Annotated in this window: 17 protein-coding genes; 9 read left to right on the top strand and 8 right to left on the bottom strand. The window is 75.8% G+C overall.

Annotated elements, in window-relative coordinates; translation table 11 throughout:
- Positions 1 to 141: 141 nt before the first annotated feature.
- Positions 142 to 2,493: a sigma-70 family RNA polymerase sigma factor gene (locus AB0F89_RS21870; RefSeq protein ID WP_367127379.1), complete on the bottom strand. Its 2,352-nt coding sequence runs from the start codon at positions 2,491 to 2,493 to the stop codon at positions 142 to 144.
- Between the two features lie 330 nt (positions 2,494 to 2,823).
- Between AB0F89_RS21870 and AB0F89_RS21865 the strand changes: the two genes are divergently transcribed.
- Entirely contained in the window at positions 2,824 to 5,976 is a 3,153-nt protein-coding gene (locus AB0F89_RS21865; protein WP_367127376.1) for a S8 family serine peptidase, read from the top strand.
- A gap of 50 nt (positions 5,977 to 6,026) precedes the next feature.
- On the opposite strand, the gene AB0F89_RS21860 is transcribed toward AB0F89_RS21865, so the two are convergent.
- Both AB0F89_RS21860 and AB0F89_RS21855 read right to left on the bottom strand, forming a co-directional pair.
- Positions 6,027 to 8,741: an XRE family transcriptional regulator gene (locus tag AB0F89_RS21860; protein ID WP_367127375.1), complete on the bottom strand. Its 2,715-nt coding sequence runs from the start codon at positions 8,739 to 8,741 to the stop codon at positions 6,027 to 6,029.
- 81 nt (positions 8,742 to 8,822) lie between these two features.
- Positions 8,823 to 9,236: a DUF2000 family protein gene (locus AB0F89_RS21855; RefSeq protein WP_367127374.1), complete on the bottom strand. Its 414-nt coding sequence runs from the start codon at positions 9,234 to 9,236 to the stop codon at positions 8,823 to 8,825.
- Between the two features lie 49 nt (positions 9,237 to 9,285).
- Between AB0F89_RS21855 and AB0F89_RS21850 the strand changes: the two genes are divergently transcribed.
- The 6 genes from AB0F89_RS21850 to AB0F89_RS21825 all read left to right on the top strand — a co-directional run bounded on the left by AB0F89_RS21850 (position 9,286) and on the right by AB0F89_RS21825 (position 14,462).
- On the top strand, positions 9,286 to 10,098 hold the full coding sequence (locus AB0F89_RS21850) for an AraC family transcriptional regulator (RefSeq protein WP_367127373.1): 813 nt from the start codon (positions 9,286 to 9,288) through the stop codon (positions 10,096 to 10,098).
- A gap of 130 nt (positions 10,099 to 10,228) precedes the next feature.
- Complete coding sequence (locus tag AB0F89_RS21845) at positions 10,229 to 10,888, top strand: helix-turn-helix domain-containing protein (protein ID WP_367127371.1); 660 nt, start codon at positions 10,229 to 10,231, stop codon at positions 10,886 to 10,888.
- A gap of 48 nt (positions 10,889 to 10,936) precedes the next feature.
- Positions 10,937 to 11,653, top strand: coding sequence for a response regulator transcription factor (locus AB0F89_RS21840; RefSeq protein ID WP_367127370.1), 717 nt, complete (start codon positions 10,937 to 10,939; stop codon positions 11,651 to 11,653).
- Positions 11,650 to 12,102 (top strand): hypothetical protein, encoded by a 453-nt coding sequence (locus tag AB0F89_RS21835; protein ID WP_367127369.1) that lies wholly within the window; start codon positions 11,650 to 11,652, stop codon positions 12,100 to 12,102. The genes AB0F89_RS21840 and AB0F89_RS21835 overlap by 4 nt, the downstream gene beginning before the upstream one ends.
- 114 nt (positions 12,103 to 12,216) lie before the next feature.
- Complete coding sequence (locus AB0F89_RS21830) at positions 12,217 to 13,290, top strand: pyridoxal-phosphate dependent enzyme (protein ID WP_367127368.1); 1,074 nt, start codon at positions 12,217 to 12,219, stop codon at positions 13,288 to 13,290.
- Positions 13,287 to 14,462 carry an argininosuccinate lyase gene (locus AB0F89_RS21825; protein ID WP_367127367.1) on the top strand — a complete coding sequence of 392 codons (1,176 nt, stop codon included), beginning with the start codon at positions 13,287 to 13,289 and terminating at the stop codon, positions 14,460 to 14,462. The genes AB0F89_RS21830 and AB0F89_RS21825 overlap by 4 nt, the downstream gene beginning before the upstream one ends.
- Positions 14,463 to 14,527: 65 nt before the next feature.
- Here the strand turns inward: AB0F89_RS21825 and AB0F89_RS21820 are convergent, their stop codons facing one another.
- Positions 14,528 to 15,286 carry a zf-HC2 domain-containing protein gene (locus AB0F89_RS21820; protein ID WP_367127366.1) on the bottom strand — a complete coding sequence of 253 codons (759 nt, stop codon included), beginning with the start codon at positions 15,284 to 15,286 and terminating at the stop codon, positions 14,528 to 14,530.
- 148 nt (positions 15,287 to 15,434) lie between these two features.
- Between AB0F89_RS21820 and AB0F89_RS21815 the strand changes: the two genes are divergently transcribed.
- A complete protein-coding gene (locus AB0F89_RS21815; protein WP_367127364.1) occupies positions 15,435 to 16,064 on the top strand; it encodes a superoxide dismutase in 630 nt (209 codons plus the stop codon).
- Between the two features lie 113 nt (positions 16,065 to 16,177).
- On the opposite strand, the gene AB0F89_RS21810 is transcribed toward AB0F89_RS21815, so the two are convergent.
- From AB0F89_RS21810 to AB0F89_RS21795, 4 genes are all read right to left on the bottom strand, one after another.
- Positions 16,178 to 16,480, bottom strand: coding sequence for a hypothetical protein (locus tag AB0F89_RS21810; RefSeq protein ID WP_367127363.1), 303 nt, complete (start codon positions 16,478 to 16,480; stop codon positions 16,178 to 16,180).
- A 117-nt stretch (positions 16,481 to 16,597) separates the two neighbouring features.
- Positions 16,598 to 17,365, bottom strand: coding sequence for an ABC transporter ATP-binding protein (locus tag AB0F89_RS21805; RefSeq protein WP_367127361.1), 768 nt, complete (start codon positions 17,363 to 17,365; stop codon positions 16,598 to 16,600).
- The gene (locus AB0F89_RS21800; RefSeq protein ID WP_367127359.1) at positions 17,362 to 18,450 is read right to left on the bottom strand and encodes a FecCD family ABC transporter permease; all 1,089 of its coding nucleotides are present in this window, start codon (positions 18,448 to 18,450) and stop codon (positions 17,362 to 17,364) included. Before AB0F89_RS21800 ends, AB0F89_RS21805 begins: the two co-directional genes overlap by 4 nt.
- Positions 18,443 to 19,444: an ABC transporter substrate-binding protein gene (locus AB0F89_RS21795; RefSeq protein WP_367127358.1), complete on the bottom strand. Its 1,002-nt coding sequence runs from the start codon at positions 19,442 to 19,444 to the stop codon at positions 18,443 to 18,445. The genes AB0F89_RS21800 and AB0F89_RS21795 overlap by 8 nt, the downstream gene beginning before the upstream one ends.
- A gap of 121 nt (positions 19,445 to 19,565) precedes the next feature.
- On the opposite strand from AB0F89_RS21795, the gene AB0F89_RS21790 reads away from it, so the two are divergent.
- Positions 19,566 to 20,744, top strand: a complete 1,179-nt coding sequence (locus AB0F89_RS21790) for an MFS transporter (protein WP_367138962.1) — start codon at positions 19,566 to 19,568, stop codon at positions 20,742 to 20,744.
- Positions 20,745 to 20,936: the final 192 nt, after the last annotated feature.

Genomic DNA, 20,936 nt, shown 5'->3' with positions numbered 1-20,936 from the left:
CGGCTTGGCTTCGCGCCCTCGGGGCCCGGTAGGTTCGGCGTGTTCCCGCGGAACGAAGCAGAACGACTCCGAGCGCGCGCCGTGCAGCCGAGCCCCGGAGTCCGGCGGCCTCCTGTTGGCCCAGGAGGCCGCCCTGCCGCTTCAGCGGAACGCGAGGGTCGCCGTGCCGCGGCCCTCCAGCAGCGGGTCGAGGGTGGGTGCGTAGTCGACCAGGCCCGCGCGGTCCGTGGTGAAGGTCCACTTGCGGCCGTCGTGCAGGTGGACGGTGTGCGTGCCCGGCAGCAGTCGGAAGTCGTGCGGCGCGGAGGAGTTCCACCAGCCCGCGCCGCCGATCGCGAACCACGGTTGTCCGGACCGGGTGGCGTCGACCCTGGTCGGCGCGCCGTGCACGGCCAGCGTGGTCCCGCCCGCGCCGGTGAGCAGACCGGTCAGTTCCGCCTGGTACGCCAGCGTGCCGTCCTCGGCGACCTCGAAGCCGAACCGGCCGCCCGCCTCCGTGTGCACAGCGTGCGCGCCCGGCAGCAGGTGGACCGTGCGCACCTCCACCGGACCCGGCCACCCGGTGCCGGTGACCGTCACCTGCGAGTAGTCCACGTCGGTGGCGTCCAGCACGACCGGCGTGCCGCGCGGCGCCAGCGTCGAGGTGCCGCCACCGTCGAGCCAGCGGTCCGCCTCGGGGCGGTAGTTCACCCGGCCCGCCGTCGTGACCTCGAAGTCGAACCGGCTGCCCGCACTGGTGAGGAGCGCGTGCGCGCCGGGGAGCAGCCGCACCTCGCGCACCGCCCGCGACCGCGGCATGGGCCAGCCGGCGCCGGTGACCGTCACCTGCTGGTAGTCCACCCCGGTGGCGTCCAGCACGACCGGCAGGCCGCGGAGCGCGAGCGTGGAGGTGCCCCGGCCGCCCAGCGCGCCCTCGTGCTCGGGCGCGTAGGAGACACCGCCGTCGTCGGCGACGTGGAACGGGATCGAGGTGGAGGCGGACGTGGTGATCCGGTGGTCGCCGGGCGGGACGCGCAGCACGTGGGCGCGGCCGGCGGACAGCGTGCCCGGCACGGCGGACAGCGAGAACCCCGTGTAGCCGAGGGTGGTGGCGTCCACGGTGATCTCGCCGTTCCACGACGGGGCCTGCCGCCCCGTCGTGGTCGTGGTGGTGGCCGCGGTGGTGGTCGGCTGCGCGGCGGGGTCTGTGGTGGCATCGGGGTCCGCCGCGTCGGTGCCATCGGTGCCATCGGTGCCGTCCGGGAGGTTCGCGATCAACCGCGCGCCCCTCAGCGGCGCGGTCGTGGCGCCCGGCCCGACGACAGCGGACCCGGCGACAGCGGAGCTGGTGGCGGTGGCGTCGGTGGTCGTCGCACGGCCGGGCAGGCCCTGGGCCGGGTTGCGGGCCGCGTCCGGTCCCACCAGGAACGACACCAGCAGCGCGGTCGCGCCGACCACACCGGCCGCGCCCGCGGCGACCCGCCGCACCAGCTCCGGGTGCTGGTCGACGAGCCGGATGACAGCGTTCACGCGCGGGCTGAGCGCGATCTGCTCCGCCGCCGCCCGCAGGCGTTCCAGCGGTCGCCACGGCGTCAGCGGCACAGCCACCCCCGCGGCTGGAACAGGGGCGTCACCCGACCGCCCCAGCAGCCCGAGCAGCAGCCGCCGCTGCTCCTCGTCGTCCTCCGGGACGAGCCCGAGCAGTCCCGGACCGAGGGCCCACAGCCGGTACTCGGCGGTCTCGTCCAGCCGCGGCCCGCAGACCCGGCAGCCGGCCGCGTGCCGGGTCACCGCCACCGAGGCGGACGGGTCGAGCACCACGTCCTTCCCGCTGGGCGCCAGCCCGTTCAGCGTCGGGCACAGCCCCTCGCCGTGCCGGACCAGCACCAGCGCGCCGACCGCCGCCTTGGTCGCGTCACGGGCCCGCTTCAGCTGCCGGTCGACGTTGCGCACCGGCAGGCCGACCACCCGGGCCAGCTCCGCGCCGACGACGTGCTCGCCGCGCTGCCGCGTCTGCTCCAGGTGCGCCGTCATCAACGGCTGGAGCGACGCCGGTATCCCCGCGACCGCGTCCCGCACCGCCTGCCACAGCTGCTGCTTGCCCAGCAGGTGCTCCAGGTCGGCGGGCAGGTGCGGCCGGTACTCGGGGTCCACGTCCAGCTTCGGCTCGCCGGGTTCCCACGGCACCTCGTCGGGCAGCTCGACCCACGGCTGCGCCTTGACCTTGTACCGGTCCTTCAGCACGTTGCGCGCGATGCCGAAGAGCCAGCCGCGCAACGACTGCGGCACCCGGCCGCGGCGCACGGCGTCCAGTGCCCGCGCCACCACCTCGCTCACGCAGTCGTCCAGGTCCGAGGAGTTGGGCAGGCGGGGGCGCAGGTAGGCGCGCACATCGCGCTGGCAGAGCTCGAACAGCTCGCGCTCGGCGGTCTCGTCACCGGCGCGGAGGCGGTCCTCCACGCTGGGGACGGCGGCCGGTGCGGGGTCCGGCGGTTCGGGACGTGTGACGGCCATGTCGTCTCCTAGAGGTGTCGGGCCTCGTCGGGACGTACGTGGGCGCGACGCGCGCGTCCTCCCCGGTTTCCTCCAAGATTTTTTCTCCGCGGCCCTCCCCGCGAGCATTGTCCGCGCGAGGAGGGCCGCGGACTCCGCAGAAGGGCGGTGCCGGCGCCTCCCCGGCGAACCGCCCCCCGGGCGGTGTTCGGATCACGTTGTTCAGCTCGCGGTGGGCGAACCTGAACACGCGCTCCACCGCTTCACTCGGCACCGGCAGACCGGGGCCCGTGCCGCGCACACCGCCCGCGGCACGGGCTCCACCCCAGAACCCGCGAACAGGGAGGCCCCGTGCCGCGAAGAGCAGTGGCGCTGGCGTTGACCGCCGTGCTGGTGGGAACGACCCCCGCGCACGCCGAACCGACGACGCCGGGCGGAGCACCGGGCAGCGGCACGCCGAGCCGCGCGTTACCGGACGACAGGAAGACCGTCACGCTCGTCACCGGCGACCGGGTCGTCCTCGACGGCGACCGGCTCGTCTCGATCACCCCCGGCGCACGCCGGGGGCACGTCCCGTTCCTGGTCACCCGGCACGGTGGGCGGTTGCGCGTCGTGCCCGCCGACGCGGCGCGGGCGCTGGCCGACGGGCGGGTGGACCAGCGGCTGTTCGACGTCACCGGGCTGGTCGAGGCCGGGTACGACGACGCGCGGCGCGACACCGTGCCGGTGATCGTCACCGGTCGGCCCCCGGCCGGGGCGCGGGTGGCCGGGGCGCTGCCCGCCGTGGCCGCGGTGGCGGCCGAGGTGCCGAAGGCGACCGGGTGGTTGGAGCTGCCCGAGGGCGGCGGCAAGGTGTGGCTGGACGGGATGGCCCGCCCGCTGCTGGACCGCAGCACGGCGCAGGTCGGCGCGCCGGTGGCGTGGGCCCGGGGGCTGACCGGCTCGGGCGTGACGGTCGCGGTGGTCGACACCGGAGTGGAGGGCGACCACCCGGACCTGGTCGGGCGGGAGGTCGCCGGGCGCGACTTCACCCGCGAGCAGGACGGGATCGACCACTTCGGCCACGGCACGCACGTCGCGGCCACGATCGCGGGCCACCGGGCGCCCTACCGGGGCGTCGCGCCGGACGCCCGGCTGCTGGACGCCAAGGTGTGCGACGCCCGGGGCATGTGCCCGGAGTCGGCGATCGTCGAGGGGATGCGCTGGGCCGCCGAGCAGGGCGCGGACGTGGTCAACGTCAGCCTGGGCCTGGTCGCCGGCGATGACGTGGACCCGGTCGAGGCGGCCGTGGAGGCGTTGTCGGCGAGCCACGGCACGCTGTTCGTCGTCTCGGCGGGCAACGCCGGGCCCGGCGCGGGCACCGTCCTGTCCCCCGGCACCGCCGACTCCGCGCTGACCGTCGGCGCGGTGGACCGCGACGACTCCCTGGCCGAGTTCTCCAGCCGCGGACCGCGGGTCGCGGACGGCGCGGTCAAGCCGGACATCACCGCGCCGGGGGTGGACGTCGTCGCGGCCATGGCGAGCACCGGCCAACCCCTCGGCACGCCGGTCGGTGAGCGGCACATGGCCCTGTCCGGCACGTCGATGGCCTCGCCGCACGTCGCGGGCGCGGCGGCGCTGCTGGCGCAGCGGCACCCCGACTGGAGCGGCGCGCGGCTCAAGGCGGCGCTGACCGCGTCGGCGCGGCCGAATCCGGCGTTGGGCGTGCACGAGCAGGGCTCGGGTCGGCTGGACATCGGCGCGGCGCTGACCACCGCGATCACCAGCGAGCCGACGTCGGTCGTCCTCGGCAGGCACGAGTGGCCGCACGACGACGACCTGCCCGTCACGAAACCGCTGGTCTACCGCAACGACGGCGCGCAGCCGGTCGCACTGGACCTGGCCGTGCGGGCCGGGGGGCACGGGCAAGCGGTGTTCTCGGTGCACCCGACGCAGGTCACCGTCCCGGCGGGAGGCACCGCCGAAGTCGCTGTGACGGGTGACGCGCGGCAGACGTCGGTGGACGGCGCGCACTCGGCTTCGGTGGTGGCGACCGCGGGCGGCGCGGAGGTGCTGCGGACGCCGGTCGGGTTGAACCGGGAGGTGGAGAGCCACCCGGTGACCTTCGACCACCCCGGCGCGCCCGAGGGCCGGAGGTTGACGCACCTGGTGGACGTGGCCACCGGCGCGCACACCTACGTGCGGGACGGCGCCGCCCGGCTGCCCCGGGGGAACTACCTGGTGCAGTCGCTGATCGGCCCGGAGGAGGGGCCGCACACCATCGTCACCCGGCCGGACCTGCGGGTGGACGGGCCGACGCACGTGGTCCTGGACGCCCGCTCGGCCGGACCGCTGGAGGTCGTCGCGCCCGACCCGGCGGCGACGCCCGGCGAGCACAGCCTGGTGGTCGAGCGCAGGCTCGGAGAGGACACCCTGAGCCTCGGCCTCCACCACCCCGGCGGCTTCCCGGCGGGGACGCGGATCGGCCACGCGGGGCCGTCGCTGCCCGCCGGTGAGCTGGACGTGTTCGTGTCCGCCGCGGCCGTCGCGCCGTCGGCGTCCTACTGGCTGGGGTGGGTCGAGCAGGGGCGGGTGCCCGACGGGTTCGTGCGCCGGCCGCGTCCGGCGGACCTGGCGAGGGTGCGCACGACGATCGCCCTGAAGGACCTGGGCGGGCCGCGCGACCTGGTCGGCTCCGTGGTCTCGCCGTCCGGGGCTGCCGGTCCGGGCTTCCTCGCCGACGTGACGTCCTCCCCCACCTCGACGCGGCACACGACGCCGGGCGTGACCTGGCAGACCTTGTTCTTCGACGACGGGGGCCTGATGAGCGGGAAAGAGGAGCGGTACGGCGCGGGCCGGACCTACGACCGGTCGTTCGGCGCGCCCGTCATCGGTCCGGTGATGTACTCGGGCGCCTACCCGAACCTGACGCGCGCCGGGAACGAGGTGTCGGTGTCGCTGTCGCTGTTCGGTGACCGGGAGGGCAACGAGGGCTACTCCAGGACCACGTCGGCGCGGACCGCGCTGTACCGCGACGGCGTGCTGGTCGGCGAGAACGACAACAGCGGGCACGGGGTGTTCGCCGTGCCGCCGGGACCGGCGGTGTTCCGGGCGCGGACCGAGGTGACGCGCGCGCCGGAGGTCTCGGACTTCAGCACCCGCATCGAGGTGGACTGGACGTTCCGCTCGGACACCACGACGCGTGAGCGGCGGCTGCCGATGTCGGTGGTGCGGTTCACCCCGGCGCTGGACGGGACGGGCAGCGCGCCCGCGTACCGACCGCTGACCGTGCCGCTGGTGGTGGACGGGCAGCGCGGCGTGGACAACCCGCCGCTGCGCCGCTTCCGGGTGGAGGTGTCCTACGACGACGGCGCGAGCTGGACGAGCCTGCCGGTGCTGGGCCGGGTGGCGCTGGTGGGCAACCGGGCCGAGCCGGGGACGTTCGCCTCGCTGCGGGTGCGCGCCGCCGACGACCGGGGCGGCGAGCTGAGCCAGACCGTGATCCGGGCCTACCGGCTCGGCTGACGGTCCGCGGTGGGCGTCGGGCGGGTGGTGCGAGCACCCGCCCGGCGCCGTCACGGGCACAGCGGTTGTTCCGGCACCCCGGGGAAGTGCGCCGCCCAGTCCACGTCGGCCGGGTCGGCGCACACCTCGCGCACCACCCGGTCCACGTCCACCGCCAGCCGCCACAGCGCGCCGCCGCGCGACTCCAGCAGCAGCAGCTCACCGTCGGCGGGCTCGTAGCGCGCCAGGTCGAAGCCCCTCCCCGGCGCGCGCACCGCCACCAGCTCCCGGCCACCGCCGAGGTCCCACGCCCGCACCGAGTCCTGGTTCACCGCCGTCACGGCCCGTCCGTCGCGGGAGAACTCGACCACGGCGTCCTCCGGGACCGCGTCCGCCTCCAGCAACGTTCCGGGCCCGCCGTCGAGCACGTCGAGCACGGTCAGGCGCGCGTCGTCCAGGTCCGAGACGGCCAGCAGCCCTCCCGGGCCCGTCGTCAGCCTCAGCCTGGTGGAGCGGCTGAGCACCGGCGTGACCCGGCCGTCGAGGGACCGCACCTCCACGTGCCGCCCCTCGCCGTCACGGCGGATCAGGACGACGCCGGAGCCGTCGGCCAGCGGCAGGGCGGCCTCGACGCCGTCACCGGGCAGCCGGGAACGGGTCGCGTCGCCGGGGCGCCAGTGCACCGCGGCCCCGTCCTCGACAGCCGTCATCAGGGTGCCCGCCGCGTCGATCCCCTGGGGGTGCGGCCAGCCCGGCATGGTCGCGGCCAGTCGCGGCGCGTCCGGGTCGCCGATGTCCCAGACCTGGAAGTCGTCGGCCCCGACCGTCATGAGAGCGGTGCGCTCGTCGGCGCTGAGCAGGCTCATGAAGCCCCCGGCCGGCAGCGCGATCCCGCCGGCCCGCCGCCGGTCGGGCCCGTCGCCGCCCCAGAGCCGGTAGGTGACCCCCGAATCGGGGCCGGGGCCGAACTCGTGGGTCACCGCGAGGTCGCCGGGCAGCCGCGCGTGGCCCTCGCCCAGGCTCGTGGCGGTGCCCGCCGCCTGGGCCAGCAGGAGCGCGTCACGGGCCTGCGCCGTGGGTGCGAGGCGGTACGCGGCCAGGGCGAGCGCCGCCGCCTCGCGCGGGCGGGCCAACAGGTCCAGGGCGCTGTCGGCGGCGCGCAGCGACAGCGCCTGGTTGCGCTCGCCGGTGGCGGCGCGCTGGGCGGTGACCGCGTAGACCGCGGTGGCGGCGAGCAGCACCACCAGCGCGGCGAGGCAGGCGACGAGCCGCCGCAGCCTGCGCACACCCCGCCGGCGCGCCGCCTCCCGGTCCCACTCGGCGGCCAGGCCCGCGTCGACGAACTCGCGCTCCGCCTCGTTGAGGCGGGGCGCCAGCCGACGCGCCTGGTCGAGGTGGACGCCGCGGTAGAGCGCGTCGGGGTCGCGGTCGTGGGCGCGCCAGGTCTCGGCGGCGGCGGTGAGCCTGCGGTGGGCGCGCAGCGCGTCGCGGTCCTCGACGAGCCAGCCGACCAGCCTCGGCCACGCGCTCAGCAGCGCCTCGTGGGTCAGTTCGGCGGTGTCCCGGTCGAGGGTGATCAGCCGGGCCGCTGCCAGCCGGTCCAGCAGGGCGTCGTCCGCGTCGAGCTCGGCGCGGGCGACCCGGCGCCGGGTGTCCTCGGTGCCGTCACCGGGCGCGACCAGGCGTTGGAACACCTGCCGCGCCGCCTGCCGCTCCGGTTCGGGCAGCCCGTCGTGGACCTGCTCGGCGGTGCGGGCCAGGGCGTGCTCGACGCCGCCCGCGTCCTCGTAGCCCGCCAGCGTCAGCACCGCCCCGCGCCGCCGCCGCCACGTCTCGACCAGCACGTGCGACGCCAGCGGCAGCACGCCCGGCCGACCGGCGACGTCCGCGATCAGGCGCGCCACCAGCGCGTTCTCCACCGAGGCCCCTCGACGGGCGGCGGGTTCGACGACGGCGCGGCGCAGCTGCTCGGCGCTCATCGGCCCGACGAGCGCCTGCGAGAGGTGCAGCGCGTCCAGCAGCTCGGGGTGGCGGGCGCAGTGGCCGTAGAAGTCGGCGCGCACGCCGATGACGACGCGGGCGGCGCCGGCGGCGTGGGTGAGCGCGCGCACCAGCCACCCGCGGTCGGCCTCGGCGCAGAGGGTGAACACCTCCTCGAACTGGTCGACCACCAGCAGCAGGTCGTCGGCGGCCCGGCGCAGCAGCACCCGCAGGTGCTCGGGGTCGGCGGCCAGCTCGGCGCGGACGTCGACCGCCGACCGGTGGCCGGCCAGGGCCGCCGCCAGCTCGGTGATCGGGTCCGAGCCCGGCGTGATCACCACGTGCGCGCCCCACCCGGCAGCCAGCCCCGCGCGCAGCAGGGACGACTTGCCCGCGCCGGACGCGCCGAACACCCCGACGAACGGCCGTTCGCGCACCAGCGCGAGCAGCCTGCCCACCTCGGCCTCGCGGCCGAAGAACCGGTCGGCGTCGGCGACCTGGTACGCGGCCAGCCCCGCGTACGGCGCGTCGCCGCGGTCCACCCCCTCGGCGGCCAGCTCGCGCCAGCGGGCGGTCCACTCCTCGACGTCACCACCGCAGGCGCGGACGAACGCCCTGGTCAGCGCCAGGCTGGGCAGCCTGCGCCCGGCCACCGCCTCGGACAGCGCGGCGGGCGAGTAGTTCGCCAGCCGGCCGAGCTCGCGGTAGGACGGCAGCCCGGCGACGCGCCGCAACCGCCGCAGGTCGCCGGCGAACTTCAGCACCGGCGTGTCCTCCTCGACCAGCGGACGTTCCAGACGCGGCACCCTGCTCCCCTTTCGACACCTCGATTCTCCTCACGGCGATCATCGGACGACGGCCGCCGTGCGGGCCAGGGGGTGCGGGCGTCACGGGTGCATTCGGGCACCCTTCAGCACCTTGTCCACGGCGTTGCGCGGGCCGTGCACGCCGATGCCGACCAGGTCGAGGTCGGCACGCCGCACGGCGCGCACCGCGGCGCGGTTGTCCACGTCGTTGCCCGTGGTGAACAGGTCCGAGGTGAACACCGCCGGCACCAGCCCGCGGCCGACCGCCCTGGTGCGCGCGGCGGCCAGCACCTCCTTGCCGCCGGCCAGCACGAGCACGGGTTGGCCGAGCATCGGCAGGTACCCGGCGCCGTCCGCGTCCTCGTACGGCTCGCCGACGGCCTCGGGCACGGCCGCGGTGAGGGCGCCGGCCAGGAAGGCGGTCACGTTCAACGCCTGCCAGCCCACCAGGTCGTCGCGGAGCAGGACGGCGAACTTCGTCTCGAATCGTTCCACCCGGACACCGTCGCCGACCGGGCCGCGCGCCGTCTTGTACGTTCTTGACGTGGGCCCTGACATCTCCGCGTGGCGGCCCGCCGTGCCGGGCATCGTGGAGGTGCTGCACGCGCGCTTCACCGACCACGCCTACCCGGCGCACACGCACGACGCGTGGACGTTGCTGCTGGTCGACACCGGCACGGTGACCTACGGCCTGGACCACCGCGAGCGCGGCGCGCCGCCCGCGTCGGTCACGCTGCTGCCGCCGCACGTGCCGCACGACGGCCGCAACGCCACCTCCGAGGGCTTCCGCAAGCGCGTCCTGTACCTGGACACGGCGGTCCTGGGCGCGGACCTGGTCGGCGCGGCGGTCGACCACCCGGCGTTCGCCGACCGGGCGCTGCGGCTGCGGGTGCACCAGCTGCACGGCGTGCTGCGCGGCGGCGACGAGTGGGAGGCCGAGTCCAGGCTGGCCCTGGTCCGGGACCGGCTGCGCGCCCACCTCACCCGCCGCGCGCCCGCGCCGCCGGACGCCGGGCCCGGCCTGGCCCGCGCGTTGCGGGACCTGCTGGACGCGCACGTGACGGACGGCCTCACCCTGGCCGACGCCGCCGCGCGGCTGGCCGCCGGCCCGGAACGCCTGGTCCGCGCGTTCAGCCGCGAGTTCGGCCTGCCACCGCACCGCTACCTGACCGGCCGCCGCGTCGACCTGGCCCGCCGCCTGCTGCTCGACGGGCTGCCACCGGCGGAGGTCGCGCCCGCCGTCGGCTTCCACGACCAGTCCCACCTGGCCCGCCACTTCCGCCGAATGCTGGACGTCGCGCCCGGCGCGTACGCCCGGTCGAGCCCGCGCGCCCGGTCGGACGACTCCCCCGGCTAGCGACGCCACCTCGCCTCGTTGCGCCCCCGCCCCGCCATGACGACCACCTCCGCGGCCATGGTGGGACCGCCCGCCGCCGACCGGCAACGACTGTTGCCGGAACCGGGACGCCCCGTGTTCTCATGGCCGGGTGACCAAGCACGAGGACATCGACCGCGCCCTCGCCGACACGGGCCCCCGGCTCAAGCTGCTGCGCGCGCAACGCGGGTTGAGCCTGTCCGCCCTCGCCGGGCTGACCGGGATCTCCCGGAGCACCCTGTCCCGCCTGGAGGGCGGTCAGCGGCGTCCCGGCCTCGACCTGCTGCTGCCGATCGCCCGCTGCTACCGGCTACCGCTGGACGAGCTGGTCGGCGGCCCCGAGGTGGTCGACCCGCGGGTCCGGCCGACACCGCGCCGGGTGGACGGCAGCGTGGTCCTCCCGCTCACCCGGCGACCCGGCCCGCGGCACGCCTTCAAGACGATCATCCCGCCCGCCCGCAGCACGCCGGAGACGTGCGCCCACGAGGGCCACGAGTGGCTGTACGTCCTCTCCGGGCGGTTGCGGCTCGTGCTCGGCGACCAGGACCTGGTGCTGGGCGCGGGTGAGGCGGCGGAGTTCGACACCCGGCTGCCGCACTGGCTCGGCAGCACCGGCGACGGCCCGGTCGAGGTGCTGAACATCCTCGGCCCGCCGGGCGGGCGCATCCGCCCGCGGGTGACCGGGGACGACGTCGGGCCGACGCCGTTCGGCCGCCGTTCGACCGGTGTTCGACGCTCGATTGCGGGGTCCCGGTCGTTCCCGGCATCATGAGCGGCCACATCGTGCCGCCGCCCCGGAACGGGGAGACGGAGGAGGCCGATGAGAGCGCGCCCCGGCCGGTCGACGCTTGGAGGCGCCCCGTCGGCGCTGGTGGTGGAGGACGACCCGAGCCTGGCGACGGCCCTGGCCGACGCGCTGCGCGGCGCGGGTTACCGGTCGCACGGCGTGTCCACCGGGCTGGAGGCCCTGCGGGTCGTCGCCCACGACGAGCCCGACATCGTGCTGCTCGACCTCGGCCTGCCCGACGTGGACGGCGCGGACGGCGTGGACGCGTTGCGCATGATGCGCGGCGCGAGCGACGTGCCGGTGGTGGTCGCCACCGCGCGCCGGGACGAGCTGCGGGTCGTGCAGCTGCTCAACGCCGGTGCGGACGACTACCTGGTGAAGCCGTTCTCGGCGCCGGTGCTGGTCGCCCGGATGGGCGCGGTGCTGCGCCGCGTGCGGGGGCCGCGCGGGGTCGCCGTCGGCGGGCTGCGGATCGACCTCGCGCTGCGCCAGGTGCACGTCGACGGCAGGCCGGTCGAGCTCAACCGCAAGGAGTTCGACGTCCTGAGCTACCTCGCCGAGCACCGCGACCGGGTGGTGCCGCGCGCGGAGCTGGTCGACGCCGTGCGGGGGCGCCGCCACTCCGGCCGCGAGCAGAGCGTGGACGTCCACGTGTCGTGGCTGCGCCGCAAGCTCGGCGAGAGCGCCGCCGCGCCGCGCCACCTGGTCACCGTGCGCGGCGTCGGGTTCCGCCTGGTCGACACCGCGTGAGACGTGCGCTGGTGCTCGTCGCGCCGGCGCGCGCGTCGACCATCCTGGTCGCGGTCCTGGTGCCGCTGGCGATCGTCACCCGGGAGGTCGCGCACCGCACCGCCCTCGCCGACGCCGAGCGCTCCGTCACGGTCGTGGTCGGCGTCCTGGCCGGCGCCGACGGGCGCGACGCCATCACCACCGGGTTGGCCGAGGTCGTCGCCGTCTCCGGGCACGCGGTGGCCGTGCGCACCCCCGCCGGGCCGGTGGGGTTCCCGCGGGCCACCCGGCCGCAGGTGCCCTCCGCGCGAGGCGGGCCGCCGGTGGACCCCGCGCCGGCGGCGTCGGGCCGCGGACCTGTCGCACCGGCTGCGTCCGACGCGGAGGTGGCTCCGTCGATTCCCACGGCGCCTCCGGCGCCGAACCGCAGCCCACCTGCCACCACCGCAGGAGTCGTGGTCCGGCGGTGATCGGTCCTCGGAATTCCGGCGGGGGGACGGGAAGTCGGGCGTCACCGGGAACCGGCGGGGCGTCGGCGCCGACCAGTAGGACGCCGGCACGACCACACCCGAAAGGTGTCGACGATGACCCCGACAGGCACGACGGCGGTGGTGACGCCGGTCCACGAGCACGTCACCGACGCGATCAAGGCGCCCGACCTCATCCGGCTCGCGCGGAACACCGTGCTGGTCCGCTTCGAGACGCTGAAGGTCTACGCCGCGCTCGGCGCGGTGCGCCACCTGGTCGACACCGGTGCGGTGCGCCCCGGCCAGACGGTGGTCGACAGCTCCAGCGGCATCTACGCCCTCGCCCTCGCGATGGCCTGCCACCGCTACGGCCTGCGCTGCCACGTCGTGGCGTCCACCACGGTCAACGACACCCTGTGCGCCCAGCTGGAGATCCTGGGCGTCACCGTGGACCGGATGCCGCCGTCCGACGACCTGCGGCTGGACCAGAACCGCCGCGTCCAGCGGGTGCGCGAGCTGCTGGCCGACCACCCCGACATGCACTGGATGCGCCAGTACCACGACCCGGTGCACCACCTCGGTTACGCCGAGCTGGCCGACCTGCTGCGCCGGGCGTTACCCGGCGAGCGGCTGACCGTGGTGGGCAGCGTGGGCACCGGCGCGTCCACCGGCGGGCTGACCCGGTCGCTGCGCGAGCACGACCCGCTGGTGCGGCTGGTGGGCGTGCAGCCGTTCGGCAGCGTCACGTTCGGCAGCGAGCGGTTCACCGACCCGGACGCGATCATCGCCGGCATCGGCAGCGCCATCCACTTCGACAACGTCCACCACCGGCTGTACGACCGCGTCCACTGGCTGGACTTCCAGCACGCCATGGCCGCCACCGTCGGCCTGATGCGCGAGCACGCGGTGTTCGCCGGCCTGTCCACGGGCGCGGCGCACCTGGTGGCGACGTGGGAGGCCGCGCGGCACCCCGACCGCACCCACGTGGTCATCGGCGCGGACACCGGCCACCGCTACACCGAGCGCGTCTTCAGCAGGCACCGCGAAGCCCTCGACCCGGCCACCCTGGCGCCGGTGGAGATCGGCTCGCTGGACGAGCTGGCGCCGCCGTGGGCGGCCATCGACTGGGCCCGACGCCACCACGGGCCGATCGTCCCCGTCCAGGAACGCCGGAAGGACCCCGTGCCGTGACCATCGCGCTGCTGGAAGCCCTCACGTTCGGCCTCGGCCGCCTCGCCGACGCCGCCCGCGCCGCCGGGCACGACCTCGTGCTGCTCACCGGCGACCGCTCGATCTACACCCACGAGCTGTCCCGCCGCGGCGACCGGCTGCGGGTGGTGGACGTCGACACCACCGACGTCGACGCGTGCGAGCGGGCGTTGCGCGGCGAACCCGAGCTGGCCGGGTTGATCAGCTCCACCGACACCTGGGCGCTGCCGGGCGCGGACCTGGCCGCGCGCCTCGGTTTGCCCGGACCGTCGCCGGCCGCGGTGCGCGTGCTGCGGGACAAGCGCGCCGTCCGGGCCCGGCTGCACGAGCACGGGCTGAGCCGCAGCGGCCCGCTCGACCCGGCCGCGGCGCGGTCGTTCCCGCTGGTGGTCAAGGACTCCGCGGGCACCTCGTCCCGCGCGGTGTGGGTCGTCCGCACCCCTGCCGAGCGCGACGCCGTGCTGCGCGAGGCCGCGGGCGTCCCGCTCAAGGGCGAGCTGATGGCCGAGCCGTACTTCGAAGGTCCCCTCTACAGCGCGGAGACCGTCACCTGGCGGGGTGAGACCCGGCTGCTCGGCGTGCTCAGCCGGGTGCTGTCCCCCGAGCCGGTGCGCCGCGAGGAGGCGGCCTCGTTCCCGGTGGCCTTCCCGGCGGCGGACCGCGCCGAGCTGGCGCACTGGATCGACCGGGTGCTCAAGGCGGCGGGGCACGAGAGCGGCTTCGCGCACACCGAGTTCGTGCTCACCGCCGGCGGTCCCGAGGTGGTCGAGGTCAACGCCCGGATCGGCGGCGCGCTGGTCGGCGAGGCCCTGTGCCGGGCGCTGGGCGTGAACGTCTACGGGGCGATGGTCCGGATCGCCCTGGGTGAGCGGCCCGACCCGCTCGACGGCGCGGCCGGCGGCGTCGGGTTCGTGCTGCTCTACCCGCGCGAGGCCGGGGTGCTGGAGGGCTGGACCGGGCTGGACCGCCTGCCCGGCCTGCCCGGCTCGCCCGAGTGGTACCCGACGGCGAGCCCCGGCGACGTGCTGGAGCACCTGGACGACCAGCGCTCGTGCACCGGGATCGTGCTCGCCGAAGGCCCCACCGCCGAACTCGCCCTGCACCGCGCCCAGGCCGCCGCCGGCGGGATCACGCCCGTGGTGCGGGCCGGGTGACGCCGGCTCGCCCGCGTCCGGAGGCTCGTGCCGGACCGGTCCGCGAAGTCCGGGTCACACCGCCCTCAAGCGACCCGCTTCCGGCTCACCGGTCGCAGGTGCCGCCGGCCGCCGTCCGCGTCGGGGTGCTCCTCGGGGTCGACGGCGGGTCCACGTCCGTCCAGATCGGTCCGCGGACCGTCCGGGACCGAGGTGGACGCGCCGTCGTCGGGCGTGCGGCGCGTCCGGTGCACGACGACCAGCAGCAGCAGGCCGAGCAGCAGGAAGGCGTGCGACGTGATCCGCGACAGCGCCACCGCCCCGGTGACGAGGTCGTGCACCGAGAACGGCACGAGCACGGCGACGAACGCCGCCACCACCGGGAGCGCGCCGGAGGCCGCGCGGGGGCGCAGGGCGGCCCAGAGCAGGCCCAGGCCGAGCGCGAGGTTCCACGCGGTGCTCTCGTTGAACAGGTGCGCCGAGACGGGGGCGCCACCGGGGTGCGCGGTGTGGTCGTCGGCGGTGTTCACGCCGAACACCTGCGCCAGGCCGAGGGTGAGCTGGGCGACGGCGACCCCCGCCAGGCCCATCCGCCACCACCACCCGCGCGGCGCGGGCGACTTCGGGGGCGTCGGCGGCGTGGCGGCGAGCACGGCCGCGGTGAGGTCGGGCACGTCGGCGGCGGGGCGCACCCGCAGGCCGCGGGTCAGCGCGGACGCGTCCTCCTGCCACCGGCGGCAGGCGGCGCAGGAGGCGAGGTGCGCGTCGGTCTCCTCGGCGGGCACGGGTTCGGCCTCGCCGTCGGAGCGGGCCGAGACGGCTTCGCGGCAGGTGTCGCAGTCCACGTGCAGATTGTCGCCCGCGGGCCGGTGAAAGTTCCCGCGCGATCACGGGGCGGTACGGCCCCGCGCCACGCCACGGCTCGCAGTTGCCATAAAGTTGTTCTTGCTAGAGAGTGGCAACAACCCACCACGGAGTTCCCGGAGAGGCTTCATGAGCCAGTACGTGCTGCCGGACCTGCCCTACGACTACGCGGCGCTCGAACCCGCGATCACCGGCGAGATCCTGGAGCTGCACCACAGCAAGCACCACGCCGCCTACGTCAAGGGCGCCAACGACACCCTCGACCGGATGGCCGAGATCCGGGAGAGGGACGACTTCTCCGGCATCGTCGGCTTGGAGAAGACGTTCGCGTTCAACCTGTCCGGGCACGTCCTGCACACGATGTTCTGGGACAACCTGAGCCCGGACGGCGGCGACCGGCCCGACGGCGAGCTCGCCGCAGCCATCGCCGAGCACTTCGGCTCGTTCGACGCCATGGCCAAGCAGCTCTCCGCCGCGACCACGCTGGTGCAGGGCTCGGGCTGGGGCGTGCTCGCCTGGGAGCCGCTGTCGCAGCGGCTGGTGGTGGAGCAGGTGTACGACCACCACGGCAACGTCGGCATGAACACGACCCCGGTGCTGGTGTTCGACGCCTGGGAGCACGCCTACTACCTGCAGTACCGCAACGTCCGCCCGGACTACGTGCAGAAGCTGTGGTCGCTGGTCAACTGGGCCGACGTGACCCGTCGCTTCGACGCGGCCCGCGCCGGCGGCAGCGGGCTCGTCGCGCCGTCGAAGTAGGCGCCCCCGGACCGGCAGTGGGTGCTCCGACAACCACCGCGCTGCCGCCACCGTGCCCCCGCCTCCCGTCGGGGGCGGGGGCGGGGGCGGGGCCGCCCTACGGCGCTCCCACGTCAGTGCTCGTCGTAGTGCTCGCCGTGCACGGCGTGGCGGTGGCCGTCGTGCACGTAGTCGACGTGGTCGCCGTGCGGCACCGAGACGTGGCCGCAGCCCTCGCCGTGGCTGTGGTCGTGGTCGTCGTGCGCGCCGTGGTCCTCGGGCTCGCACTCGTCGAAGTGGCCGTCGTGGGCGCGGTGCAGGTGGCCGTCGTGCACGTAGTCGACGTGGCGGCCGTGCGGCACCGCCACGTGACCGCACCCCTCACCGTGCACGTGACCGTGGTCGGTGTGCTCCAGGTGCGCAGTCGCAGAGGTCATGATCGCTCGACCCTCCCGGTCGTCGCCGAGCCGCGTCGGCCCGGTCGCAGCAGCGCTGCAAGGACCGAATGTAGTAAAGGATTGCCCCATGCGCATGTTTGCAGGAGTCGAACCGGATCAGCGCGCGGGACCCCGGTAGGCGACGGCCAGGCGGCCTTCGTCGTCCCGCCGCACGTCGGCGTCCACTTCGAACACCTCCCGCAGCAGCACGGGGGTGAGCACGTCCTCGGCCGGACCGTCGGCGACGACGCGGCCGTGCTGGAGCAGCACCAGGCGGTCGCAGTAGCGCGCCGCCATCCCCAGGTCGTGCAGGGCGACGACGGCGGTCTGCGCGGTCGCGGCGAGCAGTTCGAGCAGTTCGAGCTGGTGGCGGACGTCGAGGTGGTTGGTCGGCTCGTCCAGCAGCAGCGCCCACGTGCGCTGCGCCAGCGCCCGCGCCAGGTGGGCGCGCTGCCGCTCACCGCCCGACAGCTGCTTCCACGGCCGACCGGCCAGCGGCGCCAGGTCGAGCCGGTCCAGCGCGGCGGCGGCCACCGCCCGGTCGGTGGCGTCCGGCCCGCGCCACGGCGAGCCGTGGGCGGTGCGGCCGAGCAGCACCACCTCGCCGACCGTCAGGTCGCTGTCGGTGTCGGCGGTCTGCTCCACGAACGCCACGTGCCGCGCCCGGTCGCGGGCCGACCAGCCGGCGATGTCGGCCCCGTCGTAGCGGACCTCGCCCGCGGTCGGGGCGCGCAGCCCGGCCAGGCACCGCAGCAACGACGACTTGCCCGACCCGTTGGGACCGATCAGGCCGACCGCCTCGCCCGGCTCGACGGTCAGGTCGACGTCGCGCACGACGGTCCGGCCGGGCACGCCCCAGGACAGGCCCCGCGCCTCGATCCTCACAGCTCACCCCGTCGGCGCAGGACCAACAGGAACAGCGGCACGCCGAGCAGCGCGGTGAACACGCCGACCGGCACCTCCAGCGGCGCGAACGCCACCCTGGCGAGCGCGTCGGTCCACACCAGGAACACCGCGCCGACGACCGCCGACAGCGGCAGCAGGACCCGGTGCAGCGGCCCGACCAGGAACCGCACGCCGTGCGGCACGATCAGCCCGACGAACCCGATCGCGCCGACCGCCGCCACCGCGACGGCGGTCATCAGCGACGTCGTCACCAGCAGCACCACCCGCACCACGCGCACGTCGACGCCGAGCGAGGTGGCCGTGTCGGAGCCGAACGCCAGGCCGTCCAGGGCCGACGAGCACAGCCAGACCACGAGCAGGCCGACGGCGCACGCCACCGCGCACACCACCACCGACTGCCAGCGGGCCGGGGCCATGGACCCGAGCAGCCAGTGGGTCAGGGCGCGGGTGCTGTCGGCGTCGCCGGTCGACATCAGGACCAGCGACGTCAGGGCGGTGAACAGCTGCCCCACCACGACGCCGGTCAGCACGATCCGGACCGAGTCCAGGCCGCGCCGGCGCAGCAGGAGCATCAGCAGCGCGAAGGACACCAGCGCGCCGAGGAACGCGCCACCGGTCATCCCCAGCTGGGAACCGGCGAAGCCGACCACGACCACGAGCACCGCGCCGGTCGACGCGCCGGAGGACACGCCGAGCAGGTACGGGTCGGCCAGCGCGTTGCGGGTGACGCTCTGCAACGCCGCGCCGCAGACCGCCAGGGACGCGCCGACCAGGGCGGCCAGCAGCACCCTCGGCACGCGCAGGTCCCAGATCAGCGAGTCGGTCAACCCGGGCAGCGGCGGGACGGGCAGGCCGAGCCGACCGCCGACCGACCGGCCGATCTCGGCCCACCCGATGCCACCGCCGATGCCGACGCGCACGGCGGCGACCAGCGACGCCGCCAGCACCACCAGGCACAGCGCCACCACGGCCGCTCGTCGTCCGCCGCCGGGGCGCGGCGCGGCGGACGACGGCGTGACCTCGGGCTCGACCGCCGGGTCGAGCAGTGCGGCGCCGTCAGCCACGAGAGGTGATCTCGTCCAGCTCGGCCGCGAACGCGCGCAACGCGTTCACCGTGCGCACCGAGGGGTCCATCTCGATGCCGGGCAGCCGCACGACCTTGCCGTCGACCAGGGCGGGCAGCTGGGACACGGCCGGGTGCTCGCGCATCATCGCCAGCTTCTCGGCGGCGCTGTCGCCGGGGTTGCCGCGCTCGGACAGGTCGCCGACCACGATGACGTCGGGCTGCCGCTTGGCGACCTCGTCCCAGGACACCTCGGGCCACTCCTGGTCGACGTCGTCGAAGACGTTCCGCACGCCGGCCAGCTCGCTCATGTGGTTCGCCATGCCGCTCTTGCCCGCCACGTAGGGCATCCCGTTGAACACCGAGTACACCCAGGCGACCTCAAGCCCTTCGGGGCGCTTCTCCCCCGCCGCCCTGACCTCGTCCACTACGGCGCGCTGCTCGGCGACGAGCGCGGCGGCGCGGTCGGGCACGCCCAGCACCGCGCCCAGGTCCGTGAAGTCCTTGAACATCCGGTCGAACGGCGCGGTCCGGCCGTCGGGGCAGTTGACCGCGCTGACGTAGGTCGGCACGCCCAGCTGCCCCAGCTCCGCGCGCGTGCCGGCGCGGTCGGCGGTGAACAGCTCCTCGAACGAGGCCACCACCAGGTCGGGGTTGGCCGCGCGCAGCGGCTCGGCGGTCAGCACCTTCGGCGACAGCACCGGGATCTTCGCGTACGCCTCGGCGAACCGCGGCGCCACCTTCGTCTTCAGGTTCGCGGTGCCGACCACGCGGTCCCCGACGCCCAGCGCGAGCAGCGTCTCGGTGGACGACTGGTCCAGCGCCACGACCCGCTCGGGGACGCCGTCGAACGCCAGGCGCTCGCCGCAGCTCTCGACCTCGACCGCACCCGCGCCCGGCGACGCGGTCGTGCCCGGCACGTCCCCCGGCGCGGCGCAGGCGGTGGCCAGCACCGCCGCGGCGAGCACGACCACCAACCGGGCAGAACGCGACATGAAACCCTCCACACCTCGACGACGGCACCGCAACCCTGAATGATTATCATTTTCAAATCAAGTCCCCAAGCGCAGAGGAGTCCGCGTGGTGCACGACGTCACACCGGCCCGGGGGCGGTCGGTGCTGCGCGACCCGGCCTTCCTCCGGCTCTGGGCGGGCTCCACCGCGTCCGGCCTCGCCACGTGGGCGCTGCCGTTCATTCTCGGCCTCGCCGTGCTGGAGCGGTCGATCACGGCCGTCGAATTGGGCGTGGTCCTGGCCGCCCGCACGGTCGGCTTCCTCGCCGCCATGCCGGTGGCCGGGGTGCTGGCCGACCGGCACGACCGGCGGCGGGTGGTGCTGTGGGCGGGGCTGGTCGCCGCGGTCGCCGCGCCGGTGATCGCGCTGGGCGTGGGCCGCTCCGCGGTGCTGATGGCGGTCGCCGCCGCGGTCGCCGGCGCGGGGCAGGGCGCCTGCCGACCGGCGTTCCAGGCGCTGACCGCCGAGGTCGTCACCGAGGAGCGGCGGCAGCAGGCCAACGCCGCGCTGACCCTCTCGGTGCGGGTCACCACCCTGGTCGCGCCCGGCCTCACCGCCCTGCTCGCCGTGGTGGTCGACACGCCCGCCCTGCTGATCGCCACCGGCGTGCTGTGGCTCGGGGCGGCGCTGATCCCACCCGCCGGGGCCGGGCGGGCGCCGGGCGGCGCGCCGACCCGCTTCACCGCCGAGTTCCTGGACGGCATCCGCGAAGCCCGCCGGCACCCCTGGTTCCTGGCCGGGCTCGGCGCGCTCACGGCGGTGATCGCCACCGGCTACTCGGCGACCGGCGTGGTGCTGCCCCTGGTCAGCCGGGACCGGTACGGCGCCGAGGCCGTGCTCGCCGCCGCCCTGACCGCCTACACCGTCGGCGCGCTCGTGGGCGCGCTCGTCGTCGCCCGCCTGCGGCCCCGCGCCCAGGGGTGGACCGCGCTGGCGGGCCTGGCCTGCTACGGGCTGGTGCCGCTGAGCCTGCTGCTCCCGGTGCCCGCGGCGGTGGTCGTGGCCGCCTACGCCGTGGCGGGGTTGGGCATCGAGCTGTTCAACGTGCCGTGGTTCACGGCCACGCAGAGGGAAGTCGACCCCCGGATGCTGGCCCGGGTGTCCTCCTTGGACTTCCTGCTGTCCTACGGCCTCGCGCCGGTCGGCCTGGCCCTGATCGCACCGGCGATCAGCGCGTTCGGGCCCGGACCGGTGCTCGCCGCGTGCGCGGTGATCTGCTTCGCCGCACCCGCCGCGGCCGCGCTCGTGCCGTCGTCGCGCGGGTTCCGGGTGGTCCGGTGACGGGCCTCGCCCCCGCCCGCGCTGAGGCCGCCGACCCGCGGGCCCGGCAGGCGTTGGCGGACGCCGAGTCGTTCGCCCTCGACGCCCACGCCTTCACCGACTCGCTGCCGGCGGACCTGCGGGCCTTCCTCCCCGACACCGACGTGGACCTCCACGGCCGCTGGGCGGGGACCCGCGGCCTGCCCGCCGCGC

This window comes from Saccharothrix sp. HUAS TT1 (assembly GCF_040744945.1).
In the GTDB taxonomy this organism is placed as follows: domain Bacteria; phylum Actinomycetota; class Actinomycetes; order Mycobacteriales; family Pseudonocardiaceae; genus Actinosynnema.
Note: the sequence above shows the minus strand (reverse complement) of the source record. Positions and strands in the feature narration are given on the sequence as shown.